Origin of the sequence: Methylobacterium phyllostachyos, from assembly GCF_900103445.1 — a bacterium.
GTDB lineage: Bacteria > Pseudomonadota > Alphaproteobacteria > Rhizobiales > Beijerinckiaceae > Methylobacterium > Methylobacterium phyllostachyos.
Genome location: NZ_FNHS01000005.1, coordinates 17,907 through 41,523, shown reverse-complemented (window position 1 = coordinate 41,523; position 23,617 = coordinate 17,907). Strand labels below are relative to the sequence as shown.

The 23,617-nt window shown below is 69.3% G+C and carries 25 protein-coding genes and 1 tRNA gene; 15 read left to right on the top strand and 11 right to left on the bottom strand.

The window, feature by feature from the left end; translation table 11 throughout:
* Positions 1-155: 155 nt before the first annotated feature.
* Positions 156-1,070, bottom strand: coding sequence for a glycine--tRNA ligase subunit alpha (locus BLQ49_RS09130; protein ID WP_091715236.1), 915 nt, complete (start codon positions 1,068-1,070; stop codon positions 156-158).
* A 160-nt stretch (positions 1,071-1,230) separates the two neighbouring features.
* Between BLQ49_RS09130 and BLQ49_RS09125 the strand changes: the two genes are divergently transcribed.
* Entirely contained in the window at positions 1,231-1,689 is a 459-nt protein-coding gene (locus BLQ49_RS09125; RefSeq protein WP_091715234.1) for a GNAT family N-acetyltransferase, read from the top strand.
* A gap of 147 nt (positions 1,690-1,836) precedes the next feature.
* Positions 1,837-2,112: a hypothetical protein gene (locus BLQ49_RS09120; protein WP_091715232.1), complete on the top strand. Its 276-nt coding sequence runs from the start codon at positions 1,837-1,839 to the stop codon at positions 2,110-2,112.
* 13 nt (positions 2,113-2,125) lie between these two features.
* Here BLQ49_RS09120 and BLQ49_RS09115 read toward each other — a convergent pair whose 3' ends face one another.
* The 3 genes from BLQ49_RS09115 to BLQ49_RS09105 all read right to left on the bottom strand — a co-directional run bounded on the left by BLQ49_RS09115 (position 2,126) and on the right by BLQ49_RS09105 (position 4,858).
* Positions 2,126-3,097, bottom strand: coding sequence for an ABC transporter substrate-binding protein (locus tag BLQ49_RS09115; protein ID WP_091715227.1), 972 nt, complete (start codon positions 3,095-3,097; stop codon positions 2,126-2,128).
* A gap of 179 nt (positions 3,098-3,276) precedes the next feature.
* A complete protein-coding gene (locus tag BLQ49_RS09110) occupies positions 3,277-3,981 on the bottom strand; it encodes an NUDIX hydrolase (protein ID WP_091715226.1) in 705 nt (234 codons plus the stop codon).
* Positions 3,974-4,858 (bottom strand): PhzF family phenazine biosynthesis protein, encoded by an 885-nt coding sequence (locus tag BLQ49_RS09105; RefSeq protein WP_091715225.1) that lies wholly within the window; start codon positions 4,856-4,858, stop codon positions 3,974-3,976. The genes BLQ49_RS09110 and BLQ49_RS09105 overlap by 8 nt, the downstream gene beginning before the upstream one ends.
* Positions 4,859-5,006: 148 nt before the next feature.
* Between BLQ49_RS09105 and BLQ49_RS09100 the strand changes: the two genes are divergently transcribed.
* On the top strand, positions 5,007-5,495 hold the full coding sequence (locus tag BLQ49_RS09100) for an OsmC family protein (RefSeq protein ID WP_091715224.1): 489 nt from the start codon (positions 5,007-5,009) through the stop codon (positions 5,493-5,495).
* A gap of 4 nt (positions 5,496-5,499) precedes the next feature.
* Here BLQ49_RS09100 and pdxY read toward each other — a convergent pair whose 3' ends face one another.
* Positions 5,500-6,348 (bottom strand): pyridoxal kinase PdxY, encoded by an 849-nt coding sequence (gene pdxY / locus BLQ49_RS09095; RefSeq protein ID WP_091715218.1) that lies wholly within the window; start codon positions 6,346-6,348, stop codon positions 5,500-5,502.
* A gap of 89 nt (positions 6,349-6,437) precedes the next feature.
* Positions 6,438-6,863, bottom strand: a complete 426-nt coding sequence (locus BLQ49_RS09090; protein WP_091715216.1) for a hypothetical protein — start codon at positions 6,861-6,863, stop codon at positions 6,438-6,440.
* A gap of 436 nt (positions 6,864-7,299) precedes the next feature.
* Here BLQ49_RS09090 and BLQ49_RS09085 point away from each other — a divergent pair, with 436 nt between their 5' ends.
* From BLQ49_RS09085 to BLQ49_RS09070, 4 genes are all read left to right on the top strand, one after another.
* Positions 7,300-7,821 (top strand): DedA family protein, encoded by a 522-nt coding sequence (locus BLQ49_RS09085; protein WP_091715214.1) that lies wholly within the window; start codon positions 7,300-7,302, stop codon positions 7,819-7,821.
* A complete protein-coding gene (locus BLQ49_RS09080; protein WP_091715213.1) occupies positions 7,821-8,597 on the top strand; it encodes a cobalamin-binding protein in 777 nt (258 codons plus the stop codon). Before BLQ49_RS09085 ends, BLQ49_RS09080 begins: the two co-directional genes overlap by 1 nt.
* 91 nt (positions 8,598-8,688) lie before the next feature.
* The gene (locus tag BLQ49_RS09075; protein WP_091715211.1) at positions 8,689-9,201 is read left to right on the top strand and encodes an MmcB family DNA repair protein; all 513 of its coding nucleotides are present in this window, start codon (positions 8,689-8,691) and stop codon (positions 9,199-9,201) included.
* Between the two features lie 162 nt (positions 9,202-9,363).
* Entirely contained in the window at positions 9,364-10,971 is a 1,608-nt protein-coding gene (locus BLQ49_RS09070) for a Na+/H+ antiporter (RefSeq protein ID WP_091715205.1), read from the top strand.
* A 23-nt stretch (positions 10,972-10,994) separates the two neighbouring features.
* Here BLQ49_RS09070 and BLQ49_RS09065 read toward each other — a convergent pair whose 3' ends face one another.
* Entirely contained in the window at positions 10,995-12,158 is a 1,164-nt protein-coding gene (locus BLQ49_RS09065) for an MFS transporter (RefSeq protein WP_091715204.1), read from the bottom strand.
* Between the two features lie 18 nt (positions 12,159-12,176).
* Complete coding sequence (locus BLQ49_RS09060) at positions 12,177-12,866, bottom strand: type 1 glutamine amidotransferase domain-containing protein (protein ID WP_091715202.1); 690 nt, start codon at positions 12,864-12,866, stop codon at positions 12,177-12,179.
* Positions 12,867-12,969: 103 nt separating this feature from the next.
* On the opposite strand from BLQ49_RS09060, the gene BLQ49_RS09055 reads away from it, so the two are divergent.
* The 8 genes from BLQ49_RS09055 (at position 12,970) to BLQ49_RS09015 (ending at position 19,523) form a co-directional block, all read left to right on the top strand.
* Complete coding sequence (locus BLQ49_RS09055; RefSeq protein WP_091715681.1) at positions 12,970-13,860, top strand: LysR family transcriptional regulator; 891 nt, start codon at positions 12,970-12,972, stop codon at positions 13,858-13,860.
* Positions 13,861-13,993: 133 nt separating this feature from the next.
* Positions 13,994-16,252, top strand: a complete 2,259-nt coding sequence (glgX, locus tag BLQ49_RS09050; RefSeq protein WP_091715195.1) for a glycogen debranching protein GlgX — start codon at positions 13,994-13,996, stop codon at positions 16,250-16,252.
* A gap of 140 nt (positions 16,253-16,392) precedes the next feature.
* Positions 16,393-16,482 (top strand) — tRNA-Ser (locus tag BLQ49_RS09045).
* A 185-nt stretch (positions 16,483-16,667) separates the two neighbouring features.
* A complete protein-coding gene (locus tag BLQ49_RS09040) occupies positions 16,668-17,063 on the top strand; it encodes a hypothetical protein (protein ID WP_091715193.1) in 396 nt (131 codons plus the stop codon).
* A 641-nt stretch (positions 17,064-17,704) separates the two neighbouring features.
* A complete protein-coding gene (locus tag BLQ49_RS09030) occupies positions 17,705-18,229 on the top strand; it encodes a DUF488 domain-containing protein (protein ID WP_091715190.1) in 525 nt (174 codons plus the stop codon).
* The gene (locus BLQ49_RS09025) at positions 18,162-18,914 is read left to right on the top strand and encodes a hypothetical protein (protein ID WP_244507518.1); all 753 of its coding nucleotides are present in this window, start codon (positions 18,162-18,164) and stop codon (positions 18,912-18,914) included. The genes BLQ49_RS09030 and BLQ49_RS09025 overlap by 68 nt, the downstream gene beginning before the upstream one ends.
* 39 nt (positions 18,915-18,953) lie before the next feature.
* Positions 18,954-19,160, top strand: coding sequence for a hypothetical protein (locus BLQ49_RS09020; RefSeq protein WP_091715189.1), 207 nt, complete (start codon positions 18,954-18,956; stop codon positions 19,158-19,160).
* A gap of 42 nt (positions 19,161-19,202) precedes the next feature.
* Positions 19,203-19,523, top strand: a complete 321-nt coding sequence (locus tag BLQ49_RS09015) for a hypothetical protein (protein ID WP_143012234.1) — start codon at positions 19,203-19,205, stop codon at positions 19,521-19,523.
* A 110-nt stretch (positions 19,524-19,633) separates the two neighbouring features.
* Here the strand turns inward: BLQ49_RS09015 and BLQ49_RS09010 are convergent, their stop codons facing one another.
* The 3 genes from BLQ49_RS09010 to BLQ49_RS09000 all read right to left on the bottom strand — a co-directional run bounded on the left by BLQ49_RS09010 (position 19,634) and on the right by BLQ49_RS09000 (position 23,611).
* On the bottom strand, positions 19,634-20,749 hold the full coding sequence (locus tag BLQ49_RS09010; RefSeq protein ID WP_167627674.1) for an efflux RND transporter periplasmic adaptor subunit: 1,116 nt from the start codon (positions 20,747-20,749) through the stop codon (positions 19,634-19,636).
* Between the two features lie 224 nt (positions 20,750-20,973).
* A complete protein-coding gene (locus tag BLQ49_RS09005; protein WP_091715186.1) occupies positions 20,974-22,485 on the bottom strand; it encodes a TolC family protein in 1,512 nt (503 codons plus the stop codon).
* Between the two features lie 67 nt (positions 22,486-22,552).
* Positions 22,553-23,611, bottom strand: coding sequence for a hypothetical protein (locus tag BLQ49_RS09000; RefSeq protein WP_143012233.1), 1,059 nt, complete (start codon positions 23,609-23,611; stop codon positions 22,553-22,555).
* Between the last annotated feature and the right edge of the window lie 6 nt (positions 23,612-23,617).

The following is a 23,617-nucleotide window of genomic DNA, read 5'->3' as shown; positions in this document are numbered from 1 at the left end:
CATCGCGAGCGCAGCGAAGCAACCCAGGGCAGCGCGACCCTGTTCAGCGCAGCGCGACACTGTGTTGCTTCGCTGCGCTCGCAAAGACGTCGGCGCATTTTCGCACACCAGATTGGGGCGTCAGCGGCGGCCCGGCAGAAAGCCAGCGCGCCGCCTCACGCGCCCCCGGCGGCCGTCCTCAACCACGCCGCGCCGCAGGCCTTGGCCAATTCCCGCACCCGCAAAATGTAGCTCTGGCGCTCGGTCACCGAGATCACCCCGCGCGCGTCGAGCAGGTTGAAGACGTGGCTCGCCTTGATGCACTGGTCGTAGGCTGGCTGCGCCATCCGGTGGCGCTGGCTGTTGGCGCCGGCCTCTGGCTCGCCCGCGTCGAGATAGGACCGGCAGGCGGACTCCGCGTCGGTGAACTGGCGGAACAGCATCGCGGTGTCGGCCGCCTCGAAGTTGTGGCGGGAATATTCCTGCTCGGCCTGCAGGAACACGTCGCCGTAGGTGATCCGGTCCGGCCCCTCGGCACCGTTGAAGTCGAGATCGTAGACGTTCTCGACGCCCTGGACGTACATGGCGAGCCGCTCGAGCCCGTAGGTCAGCTCGCCCGCCACCGGCGCGCATTCGAAGCCCGCGACCTGCTGGAAGTAGGTGAACTGGGAGACTTCCATCCCGTCGCACCAGCATTCCCAGCCGAGGCCCCAGGCGCCGAGCGTCGGGCTCTCCCAATCATCCTCGACGAAGCGGATATCGTGGAGCGTCAGGTCGACCCCGATCGCCTTCAGCGAGGCGAGGTAGAGTTCCTGCAGATTCGGCGGGTTCGGCTTCAGGATCACCTGGAACTGGTAATAGTGCTGGAGCCGGTTGGGGTTCTCGCCGTAGCGGCCATCCTTGGGCCGGCGCGAGGGCTGGACGTAGGCCGCCTTCCAGGGCTTCGGGCCGAGCGCCCGCAGGGTCGTGGCCGGATGGAACGTGCCGGCGCCGACCTCCATGTCGTAGGGCTGGAGGATCACGCAGCCCTGCGCCGCCCAGAATTCCTGAAGCGTCAGGATCAGACCCTGGAACGATTTCTTTTGGGACATGGCTGTCGGAGGCTCGGGCTCGCGCGGCGGCTTGGGCCGCTGGCGGGTCGGTTTAGGTGCGGGCGGGCAGGGGTGCAAGGTGACAGGTGCAAGGCGGGCCGGCTTGCGCGGCCCGGGCGGATGGTGATCCGATCCCACCGGAGACCACCCGGAGAACCTCATGAACGCCGACACGGAAGCACTCACGATTCGCCCGATCGGCGCCGACGACCGGGCGGCATGGCTGCCCCTCTGGCGCGGCTATCAGGCCTTCTACAAGGTTGACCTGTCGGAGGCGGTCACCGACACCACCTGGGCGCGCCTCAACGATCCGGCCGAGCCGGTCGACGGCGCCCTGGCCTGGCGCGGTGCCGAGGCGGTCGGCCTCGTCCACCATATCCGCCACCGCTCGGCCTGGACGATCGGCGACTATTGCTACCTGCAGGACCTGTTCGTGGCGGACGGGACCCGCGGCCTCGGGATCGGCCGGCGGCTCATCGAGCACGTCTACGAAGCCGCGAAATCCGCCGGCTGCTCGCGGGTCCACTGGCTGACGCACGAGACCAACACGGACGCGATGCAGCTCTACGACCGGATCGCGGAGAAGTCCGGCTTCGTACAGTACCGCAAGCTGTTCTGAACCCTGCACCGACGTGCGCGACGACACCCAAGCGTGGCGGTTTTTGGGCAATAAACCGGAACCGCCGAGCTGACGGCCAAGTTATCAGCGCAACAGGGGATATCGGCACCTCAGCGCTGCCGAACTGAATACATCGGACGACCAGCCATGCGCACCGCTCGCACGCTCGACACCTTCGGCCGCAAGAACATCGCCCTCTTCGCCGCGCTCGCGGTCTCGTCCTTCGTGGCCACACCGTTCGTGATGAGCGCGAGCCGCGCCCTGGCCACATCCGAGGATCAGCCGGTGGCCGCAACTCTGCGGGTGGAGCCGGTTGAGGTCGCCCCCGTGGCGGCCCCGAAGGCGGCGGCCGGTTGCGCGCGCAAGGTCCGGGTCGTGTACAGCGGCTACGGCCAGCCGGCGGATGGCTGCGCCGCCCATTGACGGGACGGAGCCCTCACTTCGACGCCGCGCCCGTGAAACTTCGGTCCACGGCCCGGCCGACATCGAGCGTCTTCGACAGGATGCCGTAGCGCGTCGCACGGTCCGACGCCGCCTGGACCTCGGCCACGACGTTGTCATCGATGGCGATCGGGCTGGTCCGCTGCGCCGTATAGGCCGTGCGCAGGACATCCTCGGGCAGCCTGGTCAGGCCGGCGGTGTTCCGGGCATATTCGGAGAGGTGGTCCAGCGACCACAGCCGCGCCTTGTTCAGGCGGTTCAGGAAATCCTGCACGGCCGCCCGCTTGGCGCCGATGGCTTTGTCCGACGCGACGATGAATGTGATGGTCGGGCTCAGGCCTTCCCCGTCGGCGATCGGACGGGCCTTATCCTTGAGCATCGCGAACGAGACATAGGGCTCCCAGACCGCCCAGGCATCCACAGAGCCCGCCATCAGCGCAACCTTGGCGTCGACGGGATTGAGCGGCGCGAAGGTGGCCTCCGCGGGCGCGATCCCGGCCTTCTCGAGCGTCGCGCTGATCAGGAACTGGCCCCAGCCGCCGCGCGTGCCGGCCAGCCGCTTTCCCTTGAGGTCGGCAGCCGAGCGGATCGGCGAATCCGCGCGGACCAGGATGGCCTGTGTCCGGGGATCCGACTTGGTGCCGCCGATCGCCTTGATGGGAGCGCCGGCCGCGTAGACCGTGAGGAAGGACAGGTCGCCGGTATAGCCGACATCGAGGGCGCCGGCGTTGAGCGCCTCCAGGATCGGCGCGGCGGCGGGGAATTCCGACCATTCGATCCGGTAGGGCAGGTCCTGCGCGAGGCCGGCGCTCTCGAGGAGCGAGCGGTTCCCGCCCTTCTGGTCGCCGACGCGCAGGACCACCGGCTCGGCCGCACGCGATGCGGGGGCTAGTGCCACGGCCAGGAGGGCCAGCAGGCCGATCGCCAGCCGGCGACCGACGGGACGGGCGGAAAATGCGATGCGCATGGGGCCTGCCTTGGTGTCCCGCCAGCAACGTGCGGGCGATCCCGAGATCAGGCTGAGTTTATGGCCGGGTCCGGAGCGGTCAATAAAACAGAACTCCGTATTGTGCCGACTTCGAACAACATCATTCCCCGCGGATCGCTACGGACGCGGTCATCGCCGGCTCCCCATATGCGTCGCGATCAGGCCGCGAGGGCCTGCGCCAGATAGGCCCGCACGAAGCCTGGCATGCGGGCAGAGTCGATCTCCGCCGTGCTGCGCACGCTGCGCATCCCGGCCAGTTCCGGCTCGGCCTCGCTGCGGAGATGATCCGCGATGCGGGCCTCGATCACCGTCGCCGGCTCCGGAAACCGCACGGGCCGCAGGAAGGCGAGCTGGTTCTCGCCCTCGAGGAGGATCCATTCCGTCGCGGCATCCTCCGGCAGCGCGAGGCCGGTCTCCTCGGCGAGTTCCCGGGCGGCGCTGCCGGCGAGGTCGACGCTGTCGCCGCGCACGTCGTCCGGGTCCGGGGTGCCGCAGGGGAAGTAGAGCTGGCCGGCATTGGCCGTGTGGCCACCCATCGCGCCGAGCAGCACCGCGCCGTCCGCCGTCCAGGGGACGATCGCCGCGAAGGCGTTGCGGATCTGCGGATCGGCGTGCCGGATATGCCGGTAGTAGGTGAATGTGGAATAGCGCGTCGCGAACAGGTCGAGCCGGGCGACCCCGTCCACGATTGCGTGGGCGCAGCACAGGAGGACAGTGCCGTCGAACATGCCGGGGCTGCGGGTGATCCGATCCTGCCAATGTGCCGCGATGGCCGCTTCGTGCACCCGCGGGAACGCCCAGCCGTGCTCCACGAACCGCGCCGTCACGTCGGCCAGCTTGGTGCTGCGGAACCCCTCAGACATGCAGGCTGCCATCCGACACGATCACGGCCGCGCCGCCGATCTCCACGCCCTGCAGCGCGCCCGCCGCGATGGTGAGCTGGAGCGCGATCGTGCTCGGCCGGCCCATGGCCTGGCCCTGGCGGATCGCCACGTCGTGGGTGCCGTCACCGAGTGCCTCGTACTGCATCAGCACCCCCGCGAAGGCGGAGGCCGCCGAGCCGGTGGCGGGATCCTCCTGGACGCCGAGATCCGGCGCGAACATCCGCACGCGCCAGCTCTGGCCCGTTCCCTCGGGATCGGGCGTGTAGAGGTAGAGGCCGTCCCCCGGCTCCGGCGCCTGGGCCGGGCGGGCAGCGTCGAGGGCCGCCACGGAGGCGATCGGCACGCAGGTGAAGCGGGGGCCGATCCCGTGGCGGCTCGGCGCGTGCCGGCCGGTGCCGATGTCGCCGGGTTGGAGGCCCAGCAGCGGCGCCAGGATCTCCGGCTCGGGTCCGGGGCCGAGGTAGTCCGGCAGGATCGGCAGCCGGAACCGCGCCCGGCCGCCGCTGCCGTCCGCCAGGGTCTCGACCACGCAGGGGACGATCCCGATCTCTTCCTCCAGGCCGAAGGCGCGGGCATCGCCCCGGGTGGGATCCTGCAGCGCCAGCAGCACCGCGGTGCCTACCGTCGGATGGCCCGCGAAGGGCAGCTCGCGGCCGGGGGTGAAGATGCGCACCCGCGCCCGGTGGCGGGACTCGGCGGGTGGCAGCACGAACACCGTCTCGGACAGGTTGAACTCTCGGGCGATGGCCTGCATCGCAGCCGTGTCGAGGCCCTCCGACTCAAGCACCACGGCGAGCGGGTTGCCGGCGAGGCGGTGCTCGGTGAAGACGTCGAGGGTAACGAAGCGGCGCGCCATCGGGTCGACCTTCCTGCCCGCGCGAGCCCGGCGGCGGATCGGCCGCGACTCGGGGGCGAACCGCAAGACTGGTACACGGTGCGGCGTGTTCGATCGACTCGCCCGGAGACCGGGTGGTGCGCGGACTCCATGTGTCGCGGGGGGATCCATGGCCGACAAGCAGCACCGCTACGCCGTCACGGTGACCTGGACGGGCAACACCGGCACGGGAACCAGCAGCTATCGCGGCTACGAGCGCGCCCACACCCTGTCGGCGTCCGGCAAGCCGCCGATCGCGGGCTCGTCCGACCCCGCGTTCCGGGGCGATCCCGCCTGCTGGAACCCCGAGGAGCTGCTGCTGGCGTCGCTCTCGGCCTGTCACCAGCTCTGGTATCTCGACCTGTGCACGCGGGCGGGCGTCGTCGTCACGGCTTACGAAGATGCCGCCGAGGGCACCATGACGGAGGAAGCGGGCGGCGCGGGCCAGTTCACCGCCGTCACCCTTCGGCCCCGCGTGACGATCGCGGCCGGGTCGGACGCGGCGCGGGCCATGGCGCTTCACCATGAGGCCCACGCCTTCTGCTTCATCGCGCGATCGGTGAATTTTTCGGTCACCACCGCGCCAACGATCCTATGCGAGGAGGTTGGCGCGCCCTGAACGCTCAGACGGCCTCGACCGGAAAGCGCTCGCTCGGGTTCACGTATTCCTCCTGCGCCGCCACGGTCAGGATCTCGCGCGAGCCCGCCTCGGCGGTGCGCTTCAGGAGTCCGTAGACCGAGGCCGCCGCCGCCCCCAGGGCTGCCGCGGCCGAGCCGGTGCGGGCGTAGTGCACGAGGAACAGGGCCGCGATGCAGTCGCCCGCCCCGTTCACCTTGAGGGCGAGACGCGGGGTGCGGACCCGGAACAGCTGACCCTCCGCTCCGGCCAGCATGTCGATGCTGTCGGGCGGTGTGTCGGCGCAGAGCGCCGAGGTGACCAGAACGACCCGGGGTCCGCGCGCCCGCAGCGCCGCGACCGCCGCCCCGGCCTCCGCCAGGGTGCCGCTCGGCAGGCCGGTGAGCAGGCCCAGCTCGAACTGGTTCGGGGTGAGGATGTCGGCCTGCGGCACCGCCCGCGCGCGCAGGAACGCCTCGATGCCTGGCCGCACGTAGACGCCCTCCTCGACATCGCCGATCACCGGGTCGCAGCAGTAGAGCGCCTTCGGGTTCGCCGCCCGCACGGCAGCCACCGCCTCCAGGATCGCGGCGCCGATCTCGGCCGAGCCCATGTAGCCCGACAGCACCGCGTCGCAGGTGGGAAACACCCCGCGCTCGCCGATGCCCTTCACCACGTCGCGGATCATCGCAGCGTCGAAGACCGGGCCGCGCCATGCGCCGTAGCCGGTGTGGTTGGAGAACTGCACCGTGTGCACGGGCCAGACCTCGACGCCGAGCCGCTGCATCGGGAACACCGCCGAGGCGTTGCCGACATGGCCGTAGGCGACGTGGGACTGGATCGACAGGACGTTCAACGCGGGTGATTCCGGTTCGGCTGCGCCAGCCCGATGCTGTCGGCGATCCGGGGCGTGGGCGCAAGCGCGGGGGTATCTCGCGTGTCACGTCAATCGAAGCGGCTGCCATTCCAGCGGACGAAGCCGCGCCGACCGCCATGGGCATACATGTGCACCTTCGGGATGCGCTCGGACCCAACGCTGAGTCCGGCCCCGAGCATGTCGTGCACTTTCCGGAGCAGCGGGCCGCGGCGCAGGTAGAACGTCACCGAACAGACCTGCATGCCGCAATTGATGCTGCGCGGCGATGGACCGGAGCAGCGTAACCCATCATCGGCGATGATCAGGTCCGGGACGCCATCGCCGTCCAAGTCGCGTTCGATGGCGCCGGACGCATCCATCGTTCCGCGATGGCTTTCGCACCCCTCTGAGATGGCCTGCTGGATGAGGTAAGCGGCCGCCTTCGATTGCGCACCGACCGGCGATGCCGCCAGGATGGCGACGAACGACGCCCAAAACAGTCCCGTCCGGATCATGGGCAATTTCCTGACTGATCACGTCAGCGATCTTGTTTAATCAAGCAGGCGATTTGCAACACATCATGGCTTGGATTGAAACGATATCGGGCACGAAGACATGCAGATGTCATTTGGGCAGGCCGCCGACTGGGGCGTACGGGCCGGTGCGGCTTCTTCGTGGTCCGGCCGAGTGTCCGGAGCGTGAGCTTTCGCCCATCAGCAGAATCTGCACCACCCTCATCCGCTGTCGATCGTGCCGCGCGCGACCCGTGCGATTCGCCAAGCTCGCCTCCAAGACCGCGAACGACCGGGCGGGAAGCCGGCACCGGCGAAGCTGTCGTGTTGGGGGCCGTGCATTTTCGGGTGTGACAGCCTTGCCCGCAATCCCCCTCCCTTGTCCCCCACCCGCCCCCGCCTCAGATGGGACCAGCCCTCCCATCGCCTGCTGAGCCCCATGGACATCGAAGCCCTGCGCACCACGACCCTCGCCTTCGTGGAGGCGCACAAGGCCTGGACGCCGCTGATCGCGGGCGGCCTCGCCTTCTGCGAATCGATCGCGGTGCTGTCGCTGTTCGTGCCGGCTACCGTGATCCTGATCGCCATCGGCGCCCTGGTGGGCGGGGCCGACATCCCGTTCTGGCCGGTGGTCCTGGGGGCCGCCCTCGGCGCCGCTCTGGGCGACTGGATTTCCTACGAGGTGGGGCATTGGCTCGGGCCGGGGGCGAAGACCAAGTGGCCGCTGCGGCGCTACCCCGATCTCACCGCCAAGGCCGAGGCCTTCATCGGCCGCTGGGGCATCGCCGCCGTGGCTTTGGGGCGGTTCTTCGGGCCGGCGCGCGCCCTGGTGCCGCTGCTCGCCGGCATCCTCGGCCTGTCGCGGCTGCCGTTCCAGCTGGCGAACGTCGCCTCGGCCCTGGTCTGGGCCTTCGTGCTCCTGGCGCCCGGGGCCGGGCTGCTGACCTGGCTCGACCGCTGATGCGCGGCTTCCCGCCGGAGCGGATCGTCTGCCTCACCGAGGAGACCGTCGAGACCCTGTACCTGCTGGGCGAGGAAGACCGGATCGTCGGTGTCTCGGGCTACGCGGTGCGTCCGGCCCGGGTCCGGAAGGAGAAGCCGCGGGTCTCGGCCTTCACCAGCGCCGACATCCCAAAGATCCTGGCCCTGGCGCCGGACCTCGTCCTCGCCTTCTCGGACCTCCAGGCCGACATCGTGGCCGACCTCGCCCGTGCCGGGGTCGCCGTCCACCTGTTCAACCAGCGCGATCTGGCCGGATGCCTCGCCATGGTGCGGACGCTCGGGGCGCTGGTGGGCGCGCCCGACCGGGCCGAGACCCTGGCGGCGGGCTTCGAGGCGCGGCTCGCGGAGGCGGCGCGCGCCGTGGCGGATCGGCCGCCCCTGCGGGTCTATTTCGAGGAATGGGACGCGCCGATGATCTCCGGCATCGGCTGGGTCTCGGACCTGATCGCCCGGGCCGGCGGCCGGGACGTCTTTTTGGATTTAAGCCGGCAGCAGGCCGCCAAGGACCGGATCGTTACGCCCGAGCAGGTGATCGCCGCGGCGCCCGAGGTGATCCTGGCTTCGTGGTGCGGGAAGCGCGTGAACATCGACCGGATCCGGGCGCGTCCGGGTTTTTCCGCGATCCCGGCGGTGCGCGACGGGCGCATCCACGAGATCAAGTCGCCGCTGATCCTGCAGCCCGGTCCGGCCGCGCTCACCGACGGATTCGACGCGATCCGGGCCTGTCTCGGGTAGCGGCCGCGGGGTGGTCCCGCGTCGCAGGTGACGGATGGCCTCTGGATCGGCAGGATGTGCCGATTCGATACAGGCGCCTCCCCCGCGATTGATGTCCGCTTCCCCCGGCCTTCCCGACACCGCCCCCGTGGTGATTGACGCGCTCCTGCCGCCCGACCGGCGGCAATCGCCCACGGCCCTGCGGATCCAACGGGGCGTCCGGCGCCTCTTCTCCGAGATGGGCTGCGTCACCCTGGCGGAATTCTCCCTCGTGAACGGCCGCCGGGCCGACGTGATCGCGCTGTGCGGGGCGGGCAAGCTCACGATCGTGGAGATCAAGTCGAGCGTCGCCGATTTCCGCGCCGACCGGAAATGGCCGGATTACCGGGATTTCTGCGACCGGTTCTTCTTCGCGATCCCTGAGGACGTGCCGGAATCGCTGATCCCGGAGGAATGCGGCCTGATCGTCGCCGATGCCTACGGGGCCGGGATCCTGCGGGAGCCCCCGGAGCATCCGCTGAGTGGCGCCCGCCGCAAGGCCGTGACGCTGCGCTTCGCCCACAGCGCCGCGCGCATCCTTCATGCGCTCGCCGATCCGGGCGCGGTGCGGGAAGGGGCGCTGTAGAGAAGGGGTTTCCAAAGGGCTTAAGCCCTTTGGCGGGTGATCAGGGCGGAGCCCTGATGCATCGGGCCGAGCGCAGGAGCAGGGCTTTGCCCTGCACCCGCAAAAGGTCTTCGACCTTTTGAAACCATGACTTCGCGGCGGGAAGTGCGGTATGGCCGCCCGATGACCTCCGTCGCCCTGTTCGAGCTGATCCTCGGCCTCCTCGGCGCGGCCCTGCTGCTGTCGCTGGTGGCCGGGCGGCTCGGCTTCCCGCCGGCTGCCGCCCTCGTGCTCGGCGGCATGGCGCTGGCCGTCGCGCCGGGCCTGCCGGCCTTCGATCTCGATCCGGACCTGATCATGGTCCTGTTCCTGCCGCCGCTCCTGCTCGAATCGGCCTACTTCACCGTCTGGCGCGACTTCCGGGCGAGCCTCGGCCCGATCCTGTCCCTGTCGCTCGGGGCGGTGGTGTTCACGACCCTGGTGGTCGGGCTCGTCGCCCACGCGGTGGTTCCGGCCCTGCCCTGGGCGGCCTGCTTCGCGCTCGGCGCCATCGTGTCGCCGCCGGATGCGGTCGCCGCCAAGGCGGTGCTGGCCCGGGTTGCCCTGCCCCGCCGGATGATCACGGTGTTGGAGGGCGAGAGCCTCGTGAACGACGCGTCGGGCCTCGTGCTCTACCGGTTCGCCGTGGCGGCGGCGCTCACCGGCAGCTTCAGCGCGTGGTCGGCGGCCGGCAGCTTCGCGTGGCTGGCGGTGGCGGGCGTCGCGGTGGGGCTCGCCTGCGGGCTGGGGGTGAACGCCCTGGTGCGGCGGCTGCACGACGCCAACGCCATCACGGTGCTGAGCTTCCTCGCCGCCTACGCTGCCTACCTCGCGGCCGAGGAGGTCCACGCCTCCGGGGTGCTCGCCGTGGTGGCCTGCGGCCTGATGATGGGCGGGCGGGAGCACGAGACCTTCGACGCCCAGACGCGGCGCCACGCCGTAGTGGTGTGGCAGTTCGTGGTCTTCGTGCTGGAGGCGCTGGTCTTCGTGCTGATCGGGCTGGCGCTGCGCGGCGTGCTGGCCCGGACCGGCGGTGAGTTCGGCTCGCTCGCGGCGGGGCTGCCCCTGGCGCTCGCCGTCACGGCGGCCTGCGTGCTCGCCCGCCTGCTCTGGGTGTTCCCCGCCGTTTACCTGCGGCGCAGCCTGTCGGCGCGGGTGCGCGCGGAGGAGCCGCCGCCCAATCCCGCCGTGCCGCTGATCATCGGTTGGGCCGGCATGCGCGGGGTCGTGACGCTGGCGGCCGCCCTGGCGCTGCCGGTGGATTTCCCGGGCCGCGACGCGATCCTGCTGGCGGCCTTCGTGGTCATCCTGTTCACCGTGCTGGTCCAGGGGACCACGCTGGGAGCGCTGATCCGCCGGCTGCGCCTCGATCCCACCGCGCACCTGCCCGACGGCCATCTCGACGCAGCCATGGCCCGGGTGGTGGTCAACGAGGCGGGGCTCGCTGCCCTGGAAGGGCTGGTGTTTCCCGAGACCGGAACGCTGCAGCACCGGCGGCTCGTGGAGGAGTATCGGCGCCGGGTGCGGGCGACCTCCCGGGACCGCGACGAGCGCGGCGCGCTGGAGGCCGAGAAGACCGAGCACTTCACCGCGGCGCTCCTGGCGGTGCGCTCAGGCCGGTCGGCGCTGATCGGCCTGCACCGGGAGAACCGGATTCACAACTCGGTGCTGCGTCAGCTGGAGGCGGAGATCGACCTGGAGGAACTCCACCTCAAGCGCTTGGCCGGGCCCGCGTCGACCCACCACGGATAGGGTGAGCGGGACAGCAGCGCCTCCTACGCTCGGGCGAAGCACATCAGCCCAATCAGGATCGCGCCGCATCCGGCCAGAGCCGTCGCGCTCAGGCCAAACGCATCGATCACGCCCGCGCCGAGCAGCGATCCGAGCGCGATCCCGCCGTTGAACCCCGCGATGTTGAGCCCGGCCGCGGCCGCCAGGGCGCGGGGTACGTGACGCTCGGCGATGCCGATGACGCGCGCCTGCAGGGCCGGCACCGCCGCGTAGGTGAGGGCGCCGAGTCCCGCCACCAGCACCACCATCCCGGGGACCGACCGGGCCGCGAACGCCATCGCGGCGAGCACGAGGGCGAGCCCGGCCAGGATGATCGCCACGGCCCGGTCGGGCCCGAGCCGGTCGGTCATCCGGCCGCCCACAAGGTTGCCGATCGCCGCGGCGACGCCGTAGGCGAGCATCATCGGCCCGACCCGGGCGGGGTCCAGCCCGGTCACCTGGATCAGCAGCGGCGCGATGTAGGCGAACAGGCAGAACGAGCCGGTATAGGCCAGCACCGTGATCAAAGCCGCGCCGAGCAGCCGCCGGTCGAGCAGGGCCGCGAGGTTGTGCAGGGCATCGGAGGCCGCGCCGCCATCCTGCGCGGCGGGCAGGAAAACCGCGAGGCCGGCAGCCCCCACTGCGCCGCAGGCGGCGGCCGCCCAGAAGATCGTCCGCCAATCAAAAATCCCGCCCGCCCAGGTGCCGAGCGGCGAGCCGAAGGCCAGCGCCAGCGTCAGCCCGCCGAACACCACCGCGACCGCCGCGCCGGCGCGGTCCGGCGCCACGAGGCGCGTCGCCGTGCTGGAGGCGACCGCCAGAAAAACCCCGTGGCCGAGCCCCGAACCGAACCGGGCGGCGAGTAGCGTCGGCAGGTCGGTCGAGAGCCCGACCAGGGCGTTGCCGAGGGTGAAGACCAGCATCGCCACGATCAGGAGCCGCTTGCGGGTCCAGCCCGCCGCGAGGGCTGTGAGGATCGGGGCGCCGATCGTCGCGCCGAGGGCATAGGCCGCCACCGCGGCCCCGACCCGGGCGACCTCGACCCGCAGATCGGTCGCGATGGCCGAGACGAGGCCGATCGTCACGAATTCCGTGAAGCCGAGGGCGAAGGCCGACAGCGCGAAGATGAAGATGGCGGGCGGGATCGCCCGCGCGGGGGTGGCGGTCATGGATGGGGGCTCCATGGCTCAGCGGGCCGCCAGGGCGTCCAGCACCAGCCGGGCGGTGGGCTGGGAGGAGGCCGGGTTCTGGCCGGTCACCAGCCGGCCATCCGCGATGGCGAAGGGCTGGAAATCCGGTCCGCTCGTGTAGTGGGCGCCGAGCTCGCGCAGCCGGGTCTCGAGCAGGAACGGCACCGCCGCGTCGAGGCCGACCGCGCGCTCCTCGCTGTCCGAGAAGGCGGTGACGCGCCGGCCCTGCACCAGCGGCGCGCCGGCCGCGTCCCGGGCGTTCACCAGCCCGGCCGGCCCGTGGCAGACGGCCGCCACGATTCCGCCGGCCGCCCAGGCCCGGCCGAGGAGGGCCGCCAGCGCCGCGCTCTCCGGCAGATCGACCATCGTGCCGTGGCCGCCGGGCAGGAACACCGCGTCGGCGGGGGCGGCATCCGCGACCGGCTCGGTCGCCGCCACGGCCGCCTGGGCCGCCGCATCGCCGAGGAATCGCTCGACGGGGGCTGCGTTCTCGCCCCGCGGCTTGACAGAATGCGGATCGATCGGGACGGGACCGCCGGCGATCGAGGCCATCCGCACCGCGGCGCCAGCCTCCACGAAGGCGTAATAGGGAACCGCCAGCTCCTCCAGCCAAAGCCCGGTCGGCCGCCCGGTGTGCCCCAGCGTGGCCGCGGAGGTCGTGATCATCAGAATGTCGAATGCCGCCATGGACAAGCTCCGTCTTGCCCGTGGAGCCTGCCGGGTCCGAGCCCGCGACAGAAATCAGCGCTCACGCTATCAGCCATCGGAATTCCGATGGTTGGTTCTGCCGGTGAGTCACCTCGTCTATCTGCGGACCTTCCTCGAAGCCTATCGCGCCGGCTCGCTGACTCGGGCAGCCGCCCGGCTCGGCATCACCCAGCCCGCGGCCTCGGCCCATCTGGCCGCCCTGGAGGCGATGCTGGGCAAGCCGCTGTTCCTGCGCGGCGCCCGGGGCATCACGCCGACCCCGGCCGCCGACGACCTCGCCCGGCAGGTCGCCGAGAGCCTCGACGGCCTCGACGCCGTGATGGCCGCTTCCCGTGCCCGCTCCACCGAACTCGCCGGAACGCTGCATCTCGTCGGCCCGGCCGAGTATCTCTCGGCCCGGGTCGGCCCGGCCCTTGCGCCCCTGGTGGCCGAGGGCCTGCGCCTGCGCATCCAGACCGGGAACCGTGCGCGGATCTACGCCGCCCTGGACCAGGGGCAGGCCGACCTCGCCGTCACCGCCTCGAAGCCGGACAGCCGAAGCCTGGGCTTCGCCGATCTCGACCGCGAGCGGCTGACCCTCGTGGCGGCCCCGGAATTCGCGGCGCGCGTGAAGGGCCGCATGGTTTCGGCCGGGCTCCTGCAGGATCTGCCCTGCCTCGCCTACGACGAGGAGCTGGCCCTGATCAGCGCCTTCTTCGCAGCGGTCTTCGGGGCGCCCGCTACCCTGCGGCCCGCGGCGACCGCGCCGGACCTGCGCATCCTCCTCGGGATGGCCGAGGCCGGCATGGGCTGGACGATCCTGCCGGACTATCTCTGCGCCGAGGCGCTGACCGCAGGGCGCCTGGCCGAGCTGCCCGCGGACCGGCCGGGGCCGACCAACACGCTGTACCTCGCCTGGACCCGGGCGAGCCTGCGCGAGGCCCGCACGGTGCATGTCCGCGACATGCTGTTGCGGCGGCTCCGGACGGCCTGAGCGGCGGGCCTCAACCCCGTCCACAGCCTGAGCAAATTTTACCACCTCCGGGGAGCTTCGCCGTGGCCGGCACGTTCACCCGGTACATCCCCCGACGCGGCGCCGGCCGGGCGGGCGGAGTCCCGGAGTGTCCATGTCCGATTCCCGACGTCCCTCGTCGCAGTCCCGCTCGCGCATCCAAGAGGGCCAACCCTATCCGCTCGGCGCCACCTGGGACGGGCTGGGCGTCAATTTCGCGCTGTTCTCGGCCCACGCCACCAAGGTCGAGCTCTGCCTGTTCGACGACCAGGGCGAGCGGGAGATCGAGCGGATCGAGCTGCCCGAGTACACCGACGAGATCTGGCACGGCTACCTGCCCGACGCCCGCCCCGGCACGATCTACGGCTACCGGGTCCACGGCCCCTACGAGCCGAAGGCCGGCCACCGGTTCAACCCCAACAAGCTCTTGATCGACCCCTACGCCAAGGGGCTCGTCGGCTCGATCACCTGGAACCCGGCCCTGTTCGGCTACCAGATGGAATCCGGCGACGACCTGACCTTCGACGAGCGCGACAGCGCCCCCTATACCCGCCGCTCCCGCGTCATCGACCCGGCCTTCACCTGGGGGCGGCACCAGAAGCCGCATGTCCCGTGGGAGAAGACCATCTTCTACGAGACCCACGTCAAGGGCATGACCAAGCTCGACCCGCGGGTGCCGGAGAAGCTGCGCGGCACCTATGCCGGTCTCGGCACGCGGGACGTGCTCGACTACATCAAGAGCCTCGGCGTCACCTCGGTGGAACTGCTGCCGGTCCATTCCTTCGTGCAGGACGACTACCTCGAGCAGAAGGGCTTGGTGAACTACTGGGGCTACAACACGATCTCGTTCTTCACCCCCGCTCGGCGCTACGCGGCGGTGCCGGATTTCGCCTTCTCCGAGTTCAAGGAGATGGTGTCGCGCTTCCACGGCGCCGGCCTCGAGGTGATCCTCGACGTGGTCTACAACCACACCGCCGAGGGCAACGAGAAGGGCCCGACCCTGTCGTTCAAGGGCGTCGACAACGCCTCCTACTACCGGCTGCTACCGAACGAGCCGCGCTACTACATCAACGATACCGGCACCGGGAACACCTTCAACCTGTCGCATCCGCGGGTGCTGCAGCTGGTGACCGACTCGCTGCGCTACTGGGCGCAGGAGATGCAGGTCGACGGGTTCCGCTTCGACCTCGCCACGATCCTGGGCCGCGAGCCCTACGGCTTCGACGAGGGCGGCGGCTTCCTCGATACCTGCCGGCAGGATCCGGTGCTCAACAACGTGAAGCTCATCGCCGAGCCGTGGGATTGCGGCCCCGGCGGCTATCAGGTCGGCGGCTTCCCGCCCGGCTGGGCCGAGTGGAACGACCGGTTCCGCGACGATGTCCGCGCCTATTGGAAGGGCGATGCCGGCCTGTTGCCCGACATGGCGGCGCGCATCGCCGGCTCGGCCGACAAGTTCAACAAGCGCGGGCGCAAGCCCTGGGCCTCGGTGAACTTCCTCACCGCGCATGACGGCTTCACCCTGCACGACACGGTCTCGTACAACGACAAGCACAACGACGCGAACGGCGAGGGCAACCGCGACGGCCACTCGCACAACCTCTCGTACAATTACGGGGTCGAGGGCCCGACCGACGATCCGGAGATCCGGGCCACGCGCCTGCGCCAGATGCGCAACATGCTGGCGACGCTGTTCCTGTCCCGCGGCACGCCGATGCTGCTCGCCGGCGACGAGTTCGCCCGCACCCAGAACGGCAACAACAACGCCTATTGCCAGGACAACGAAGTCTCCTGGCTGGACTGGGAGGCGATCGGCGACGAGGAGCGGGATCTGGCCGAATTCACCCAGCGCCTGATCCTCCTGCGCAACGCCCTGCCGATCCTGAATCGCGGGCGGTTCCTCACCGGCCAGTACGACGAGGAGTTCGGCGTCAAGGACGTGGCGTGGCTGCGCCCGGACGGGAGCGAGATGACGCCCGAGAACTGGACCGACGGCGGCGCCCGCTCCTTCGCGGTTCAGCTCGACGGGCGTGCCCAGGCGACGGGGCTGCATCGCCGGGGTGGGGACGCGACCCTGCTGATCATGTTCAACGCCTACCACGACCTCGTGACCTTCACGTTGCCGGAATCGGTCGGCGGCGTGGCCTGGACGCGGCTCCTCGACACTAACCTGCCGGACAGCCAGGACGTGGAGAGCTTCCCGTTCGGCACGGGCTACGCCGTGACCGGGCGCTCGCTCCTGATGTTCGTGCTGAAGCCCGAGGACAGCCCCGGCGACGGCGACAACGCCATGGAGCGCTCGTACCAGCACGTGATGCAGGCCTTCGAGCGGGCCAATGTCGAGACCGTCCGCTTCCACCTCGACGCGGAGGAGTGAGAGCGACGGCCGGGCGGTTTTCGTACTGCCCGGCTCTGACGCCTTGCGCATGGCGGCGCACCCGGCTAACAGCACCGCACCGCGCGGCCCTGGCTGCGCCCGGGGCCCGCTCGCGTGCCCGGGGTGCCCGGTCCGCGGACGGAGGGGTGGCCGAGTGGTTGAAGGCGCACGCCTGGAAAGTGTGTATACCGGAAACGGTATCGCGGGTTCGAATCCCGCTCCCTCCGCCAGACCTTAAGCAAGTCCGAAACTCAAGCCTAGACAGTTAGTTAGGCCGGGCGTTCACTTCGCTGCCCCCCAGTGAGCACCCCGATGTGTCCTCCATGCAGTGCGTCATCCGGCCGCACGCTAGTGCCCCACCAGCGCGTGGTTATGTGCTTCGGAAGGGCCCTCTATCGCAGGCCAAGCGACCAACATGCCCGCAGCAACGGACGCTCAGTCGCTCAAGCTCACCCTGCTTCTCGCACCCGATGATGGGCCGAAGAACGGACGCGAGGCGCAAGACGCCATAGCCGGCGTCAGCCGAGAGCTTCACCAGTCGGGTGTATCGTACTCTCAACGGGGCATGGCGTTCGACAGCGTCGATGCCGTGGGCTTCGCTCTCCCCGAATACATAATCCCCCTCGCGCAAGCCGTGGGGCCGACGCTCGGTGTGATCCTTGTCGCGTGGTTGCAGGGCCGAGCAGGCCGGAAGGTTCGGCTCAAGGTCGGTGATGTCGAGGCTGAGGCCCGCACCGCGGATGAGGTTGAGCGCCTACTGAACAAGGCGGCCGAGATGCAGCGCGCCAAGGATGAGCCAAAGGGTGGCTGACTGGACCACGTTCGTCGGCTGGCCGCTTATCGCGGCTCGCTGATCGTGATGCGGACGGTCTCACTGAGCGGGAAGCTGGCAGGCCGCGAGAACATGATCCGATCTGGGCCGTCTCGCCGCTCCCGATCCCTGCGGGCCAGCTTGTACCCCCGTGAAGAAGGGCGGCCACGGCGAGAGGCACCCCCGTGACGGTAGGGCGTGCAGGACGCTCCACGGCGGGACGATCTCGAAGAGCGGAGGCATCACCTCGGGGACAGGCTCGACCACAGGAGCAGGCTCGATGCTCGGCTGCGTCTCGGGGCTGGAGCTGAGCCGGGCCTTGTGCTCCTCGGGGCTCAACCACTTCTTCTCACAGCGCGTCCGGTGACCCACACCGTTCGCGATAAGGCGCACCAGGGCAGTAGGGCAGTCGGTGATGCCGAGCTGGCGAGGATGGTTCCGGCCTTCACCTTGGTGCTGACGGGTGAGCCGTCCGACATGGTGACACGGACGATGGCGTGAACGATGGCGGTGCGCGGGTCGGTGTCGGGCTGGTCGGGGGTCAAGGCAGCTCTGACGCGCCCACGGCCAAGGTGAGGCAACTTGGGTGGACCTCCTGGCTCTGCTCCCCTATCCGGGCAGGCAGGGCGCAGGGGTAGTCAGTGCAGACCATCTTCACCATCGGCTACGAAGGGACGGACATCGACCGGTTCGTCGCTACTCTCGCAGACGTGGGCGTGGAGGTGCTCGTCGATGTGCGAGCCGTGACCGTCTCAAGGAAGAAGGGCTTCTCCAAGAACGGCTTGAGGGCTCGTCTGGAAGCTGCGGGGATCAAGTATGTTCATCTCCGCGGGCTCGGCGACCCGAAGCCCGGCAGGGAGGCAGCGAGAGCGGGTCGCTACGATGAGTTCCGCACGATCTACGACCGCCACCTCAGCAGCCCTGAAGCGCAGGCGGATCTAGCGGTCCTTGGTCCGCTCTCGCGCGAGCAGGCAACGTGCCTGATGTGTTTCGAACGCGATCCGAAGGTCTGCCATCGGTCGATGGTGGCGCTTGCAATCGGCGATCGCCCTGAGACAGTCTTCGACCTGTTCGGAGACGTTCCAGGTCGCTACCGCAATGCTTCAATCCGCAAGGGTCGCGATCCTCGTCAAGGCGCTCCCGCAGCCGAGCAAGACCTACGGTGAGACCGTCTGCTGTGCTGGAGTCACGGCTGATGGGAAGTGGCTCCGACTGTACCCGGTTCGGTTTCGCCATCTGAAGGAAGCAAGCTTCTCCCGCTGGGACTGGGTTCGGTTCCAGTACGGACGACCGAAGGCAGATAGGCGGCTGGAGAGCTGTCACGTCTACGAGGAGACCATCGAGGTGGACGGTGAGCTGCCCGTCCGCGAGCGGTCGATGCTCCTCGAACCCATGATCGTCGGCTCTGCCGAAGAGGCCCATCAGCGAGGCCAGTCCCTCGCGCTGATACGGCCTCGGAACACGCGCTTCACCTATCGCGCCAAGAAGCCTGCCGACATCGAAGCTGACCGCGAGGCTTACCAGCGGGCAGCACGTCAGACCTCGTTCTTCGACGCGGAACTCGCCGCCCTTGAGCCTTCGCCCTTCGAGTTCAAGTTCCGCTTCGAGGATGCCTCAGGCTCCCACGAGTACAGGAACGGTGATTGGGAGGCCCACGCGATGTTCTGGCGTCACCGCCAGCGGACCAGCGAGGCCGAAGCCCTTCGCTGGATGAACGGTGTCTTCAACGAGGATTACCCGCGCCGAGGCATGGCCTTCGCCATCGGCAACATGGCCAAGAGACCACAGACTTGGCAGCTCCTTGGTGTGCTCCGCCTCGATGAAGCCTTGCAAAGCTCCCTTGCGCTCTGACGTCAGCTCGCGCGTCGGCCGCTTCCGGGCCTGACCCACATGCTCGCTGATGCGCAGGAACACGCCCGTGAGGTGCGGGAGAGCCTATCGGTTTGGCTGACACCCATCGAGTTCAAGGCGGTGGTGGAGGATGCTCGTGCCCGCCTGGGTCCGCACGTCATCTTCCGCAACCCGGCTTGGTCGTTCTGGCGAGACGCCTGGACCATCGGCCGGTTCGCCGACCTCATCCATGCTGAAGCTGTCTAGCTCGCCGCTGCTACCGAGCACTACCCTGACGGGCGGGTGAGGTTGGCTTCGCAGATCCTCGACGTGGAGGTGACAGAGGCGATGATGCCCAACCGGATGCGAGCGAACGAGTACGCCCCTGACGCTCCCAGTATGCGGCACGACCCGGTTGAGGAGTGGGATAGGCGTCTCGACGAGCTTCCGAAGGCCTTGGATCGCGTGATCGGCAAGAAGGCTGGGAACCGGTATGGAGCGCCACCGACCTTGGTCGTCTACCTGAACATCGAAGTCTACGGCGGCTACCGAGATGCGGAGACGCGTGCCAGCATCGCTATCATCATGGAGCAGTACGCCGGCAGCTTCACAGCCCTCCATGTGCTCTGAAATGACGAGCATCTTTGAAGCGGGTCGATCAACAGCCCTTCTCCCGCAACAAAGCCGACCGTGCCGCTGTCGAACTACATCAAGGGAACAAGGCAGCACGGCTGGCCACCTCAAGGCAGGATCACAACATCACCGTCCCGAAGGCCGGACAGAATCTCGATACCCTGCTGCTGTGTGACTCCGAGCCGGACCTGGCGCAGGCGGGCTTCGCCGGTCGCCGGATCACGCACCCGGACAACCGGATTCGTCGTCGGGTCGCGGACGGCCTCGATCGGCACGACGAGCGCCTGCGGATTGCTGGCGATCTCGATGCGCATCCGGGCCGACATGCCGAGGCGGATCTGACCGTGGCCGGCGTCCCTCGGGAAGGCGGCCCGAACCTCGAAAGAGGGTGCACGGCTCCCACCGCGCGCGGTGTCGGCCTCGGCGCTGATCCCGATCAAGCGTCCTGGGATCGGCTCTCCCGGAAAGGCATCACTGGTGATCGCGACCGGCTGCCCGATCCGGATGCGGTTGACGTCGACCTCGTCGACGTGGCCGGTCACCACGAGCGTCGCCGTGTCGGCGACGGCGAAGAGCGCCTGTCCCCGGCTGACCCGGACGCCGCTCGTGATCTCGGCCGCAGGCTGATTGGTCTGTCGGCTGACGGGTGGATGGGAGAGGATGCCGCCAATCGGCGCGCACACGACCTTGCCGTCGGCCTGCGCCATCACGTCCGTGAGACGGGATCGCGTATTCTGCAGATCCAGTTCGGCGAGCCGCCGGCTGTTCGCATCGCCGTGCGCCAGCGTCGTCTGCAGGTCCATGCCGGCGCTCGCAACCGCCTTCCTCTGCGTGTCGCGCTGCTGCACGACGCCGTCATACTCGTTGCGCGACACGATCCCGCGGTCGAACAGCCTTTTGGTCTCCGTCACCTGCCGCTCGGCCAGCGCGAGGCTCGTCTCGGCGCTCTCCAGCGCGCGCTTGGCGCGGATCACCTCGGGGCTGTCGGCCCAGCGATCGAGGAGGTCGACGGCGATCGAGCTCTTCAGGAAGGCGGCCTGCGCCTCCCGCACCCGGGTGGCGATCTCGCCATCATCCATCACCACGAGCGGGTCGCCGGCCTGCACGACGTCGCCGATCTGTGCCCGCACCTCGCGGATCACGCCGTCGAACGGTGCGACGACTGGAACGGTCTTCTCCGCCCCGACCGTGCCGGCGAGGGTCACGAAGGCGGCGGCGGCCACGGGCGCGACCGTGATGGTGCGTTCCGCGACCGGCTGCACGGCCTTGCGCTCACCCGGACCGAACCGCGGCGCTCCCCGGAGCCAAGCCAGTCCGGCGAGAAGCCCGACGGTGGCGGCGCAAGCAAGGGCAGCCGCGCGCCGGACGCGAGGCGGTGCGCCGATCTTCGGCAATCGATCGGCGATCGGCAGCAGCGCGGCTTCGGGTGCGGGCTCGGCCATGTCCGTCAATCCCGCAGGGCGACGTGCCATGTGTCGAGCGTCGTCCCGAGCTGGATATCGAGCAGGGTCAGCGTATTGAGGTAGCCGATCACGCTGTCCAGAAGCTGGACGTCCGCCGAGCGGAGGTAGGTCTCCAGGGACCGGACCTGATAGTTGGCCGAACGCCCGGCCTTGAGCTTCTCCCGCTCGATCTCGACGGCACGGGCCGCCAGATCGCGGGCGCGGCGCGCGCCTTCGAGCTGGCGCCAGCGGATCGCGACGTCGCTCGCCGAGCTGCGGATCTGCAGCTCGATCCCCCGGCGGATCGTCTCGAGCTGCAGTTCGGCGGACTGGCGGCTCGCCGTCGCCTGGACGAAGGGCTGCTCGCGCTGGAGATCGTTGAGGGGCGCGTTGAAGGCCAACCCGACCGTGGTGTCGGACTGGCCGGTGACGCTGCCCTGCGGCCCCGTGATCGCCGTGCGGCCGACACTCCGGGTCGCGAACAGCGACAGGTCCCAGAGCCGGGCGTTCTCGGCGACGACGAGGCCGAGCTTGGTCTGCTCCAGCGCCAGGAGCTGGCCGAGATAGTCGGGCCGCTGCGCGAACGCGACCGCCATCAGGTGCGGCAGGTCGGTGGCGACCTGCGCCGGCTCGGTGCTCTCGGTGGCCAGGATCGGGGTCCCGAGGTCGAGCGCGAGCAGGTCCAGGAGCTTGAGGCGGGCGCTGTCGAGGGATCGGGTCGCGCCCAGCACGCCCAGGCGCTGGTTCTCCAGGTCGGCCTCGGACTGGACGATCTCGACCGCGGCCATCCGTCCGGCCTCGATCAAGGCCCGGTTGATCTCGAGGATCTCCTCGGCGCGCCGCACGGCGGCCTGGGCGAGCACCATGGCCCTCTGGGCGCGCAGCAGATCGCGATAGGCGTAGATCGCCTGCCCGATCGTCTCCGACACGGTCGCCTTGAGCCGCAACCGGTTCCCCTGCTCGCTGAGCCGGGCCGAGCGGATCGGCGCCAGGGTCACGTCGACGCCGCCGCCGCGCAGGAGCGGCTGCGTGACCGACAGGACGCTGCCCGTGCTGCGCGTCCGGATGCCGGCGCCTTCGCTCGCGTGGTCGGCCCAGGAGAAGGTGACGGTGGCGCCTGTTGGCAGGAGCGCGGTGACGCCCGGCGTGACATCGAGGCTCGTGGTGGTGATCCCGGCGATCGTCTGGCGCACCGCGCCGCCGGAGAGGCCGAGATGCGGCATGAACCCGTCCTCGGCGACGCGCAGGCTGAATTTCTGGGTGATGCGGTCGATGTAGGCGCCGCGGATGGTGCGGTTGTCGCGCAGGGCCAGGGACACGGCGTCCGTCAGGCTGAGGGGAATGCCGGCCGCGCCCGCGGCTTTCGCCTTGCTGTCGGGATTGCCGGAGATCGGCGCTGCCGGCGCGGACGATCGGGGCGGCTTGGGCGGCCGGTGGGCCGCACGGGACTCGTGGGCCGCCCCGATCGCCGCGACGAGACCGATCGCGGCTCGTGCCAATCGTAGCAAGCGAGACATGGCGCTAGCCGGTTCGCCGGGCGACGACCGGGTTTGCGCCGCAGCGGCCAGGAGCGCGCATCGGTCCTTAGTGTGCCGCAGTGGCCGGCCGACTCGTCCCGGTCCCAGTTGCGCTGCTTGAGGCCGAAGCCGTCGCAGCCGAGGCGGTGGGACTCGTCTTAGGATACAGAACGAACGCAGTATCCCCGTCAAGACCTAGGCAAGCCACGTGCATAGTAGGATTTTTTTTAATGAGGTCCTCACGGATCACATCTGAATTGCTTTCCCCGCGCCCCCATCCGCCAATCCATTTGTACTGGTCGGCACCAGAATTGTAAGCATACATATTGTACGAGAAAGTGCGCTCGTAATACCCTGGAATGTTTGACCCGCGAATCATCTGCGCCGTGCCGTTCAGGAGAGCCTGAGACAGTTCGTCGGACGGATCGATCGGATCTTCGAGGCTCCCGCCATACAGGGCAAGGTTCTTGGCGTCCCAGAAGAATTCCCTGTCGCTCGGCCGATCGAAGAACTGACTATCTTCGTACCAGATCTCTCCGCCCTCGGCCTTGATCCGCGCCACGTCCTCCGGTGGCGTCTCGGCCATGCCTTTGTAGATCGCCGCATCGCTGGCGAGAAAAGCACGCTCGCGCGAGGATGAGATGGCACCGTGCCTATCCCTATCTTTCAGTTCCTCTATGACATCAGGTGAGTTCCACGGGCTGAGCGGACTGTCCAGGGGAACCTCTAAATGAGGAACGAGCTGAGCCATCGGATCGAACGAATGAGCCTGTCGGAACTGCATTCGCTCCTTCCACGTGTCCAAATTCGAATACTTCTTGGACGCGCCTTCGTTCTCCCAAGCCAACATGCCCGCATGTCTCGAACCCGAATGTTTCGACACGCCGGCACTGGACGTCGGAGACACGTCTTTCTGTTCTCGCGGTTCCTGCACAGGATCCCTGCGAAGTTCGGTTCTGAGCTTCAGCAGGGCATCGAGCGATTGGGGCGCCAGCGCATGAACCGACCGCGGATCGAGGAAGGCTCGGAGCGGATCCTGGTCCCGCTGCCCGGATGCCACTGGCCCCGGCGCCTGCGTCTGTAGGACCGTTAGCGCCGTCGAAGAGGATGAAACTGTCGATACCATGTCGCG

Excerpts from the sequence above, each read along its gene's own strand:
- BLQ49_RS09130 (WP_091715236.1), bottom strand. The coding sequence starts at position 1,070 with ATGTCCCAAAAGAAATCGTTCCAGGGTCTGATCCTGACGCTTCAGGAA.
- BLQ49_RS09125 (WP_091715234.1), top strand. The coding sequence starts at position 1,231 with ATGAACGCCGACACGGAAGCACTCACGATTCGCCCGATCGGCGCCGAC.
- BLQ49_RS09120 (WP_091715232.1), top strand. The coding sequence starts at position 1,837 with ATGCGCACCGCTCGCACGCTCGACACCTTCGGCCGCAAGAACATCGCC.
- BLQ49_RS09115 (WP_091715227.1), bottom strand. The coding sequence starts at position 3,097 with ATGCGCATCGCATTTTCCGCCCGTCCCGTCGGTCGCCGGCTGGCGATC.
- BLQ49_RS09110 (WP_091715226.1), bottom strand. The coding sequence starts at position 3,981 with ATGTCTGAGGGGTTCCGCAGCACCAAGCTGGCCGACGTGACGGCGCGG.
- BLQ49_RS09105 (WP_091715225.1), bottom strand. The coding sequence starts at position 4,858 with ATGGCGCGCCGCTTCGTTACCCTCGACGTCTTCACCGAGCACCGCCTC.
- BLQ49_RS09100 (WP_091715224.1), top strand. The coding sequence starts at position 5,007 with ATGGCCGACAAGCAGCACCGCTACGCCGTCACGGTGACCTGGACGGGC.
- BLQ49_RS09090 (WP_091715216.1), bottom strand. The coding sequence starts at position 6,863 with ATGATCCGGACGGGACTGTTTTGGGCGTCGTTCGTCGCCATCCTGGCG.
- BLQ49_RS09085 (WP_091715214.1), top strand. The coding sequence starts at position 7,300 with ATGGACATCGAAGCCCTGCGCACCACGACCCTCGCCTTCGTGGAGGCG.
- BLQ49_RS09080 (WP_091715213.1), top strand. The coding sequence starts at position 7,821 with ATGCGCGGCTTCCCGCCGGAGCGGATCGTCTGCCTCACCGAGGAGACC.
- BLQ49_RS09075 (WP_091715211.1), top strand. The coding sequence starts at position 8,689 with ATGTCCGCTTCCCCCGGCCTTCCCGACACCGCCCCCGTGGTGATTGAC.
- BLQ49_RS09070 (WP_091715205.1), top strand. The coding sequence starts at position 9,364 with ATGACCTCCGTCGCCCTGTTCGAGCTGATCCTCGGCCTCCTCGGCGCG.
- BLQ49_RS09065 (WP_091715204.1), bottom strand. The coding sequence starts at position 12,158 with ATGACCGCCACCCCCGCGCGGGCGATCCCGCCCGCCATCTTCATCTTC.
- BLQ49_RS09060 (WP_091715202.1), bottom strand. The coding sequence starts at position 12,866 with ATGGCGGCATTCGACATTCTGATGATCACGACCTCCGCGGCCACGCTG.
- glgX (WP_091715195.1), top strand. The coding sequence starts at position 13,994 with ATGTCCGATTCCCGACGTCCCTCGTCGCAGTCCCGCTCGCGCATCCAA.
- BLQ49_RS09040 (WP_091715193.1), top strand. The coding sequence starts at position 16,668 with ATGCCCGCAGCAACGGACGCTCAGTCGCTCAAGCTCACCCTGCTTCTC.
- BLQ49_RS09025 (WP_244507518.1), top strand. The coding sequence starts at position 18,162 with ATGCTTCAATCCGCAAGGGTCGCGATCCTCGTCAAGGCGCTCCCGCAG.
- BLQ49_RS09020 (WP_091715189.1), top strand. The coding sequence starts at position 18,954 with ATGCTCGCTGATGCGCAGGAACACGCCCGTGAGGTGCGGGAGAGCCTA.
- BLQ49_RS09005 (WP_091715186.1), bottom strand. The coding sequence starts at position 22,485 with ATGTCTCGCTTGCTACGATTGGCACGAGCCGCGATCGGTCTCGTCGCG.
- BLQ49_RS09000 (WP_143012233.1), bottom strand. The coding sequence starts at position 23,611 with ATGGTATCGACAGTTTCATCCTCTTCGACGGCGCTAACGGTCCTACAG.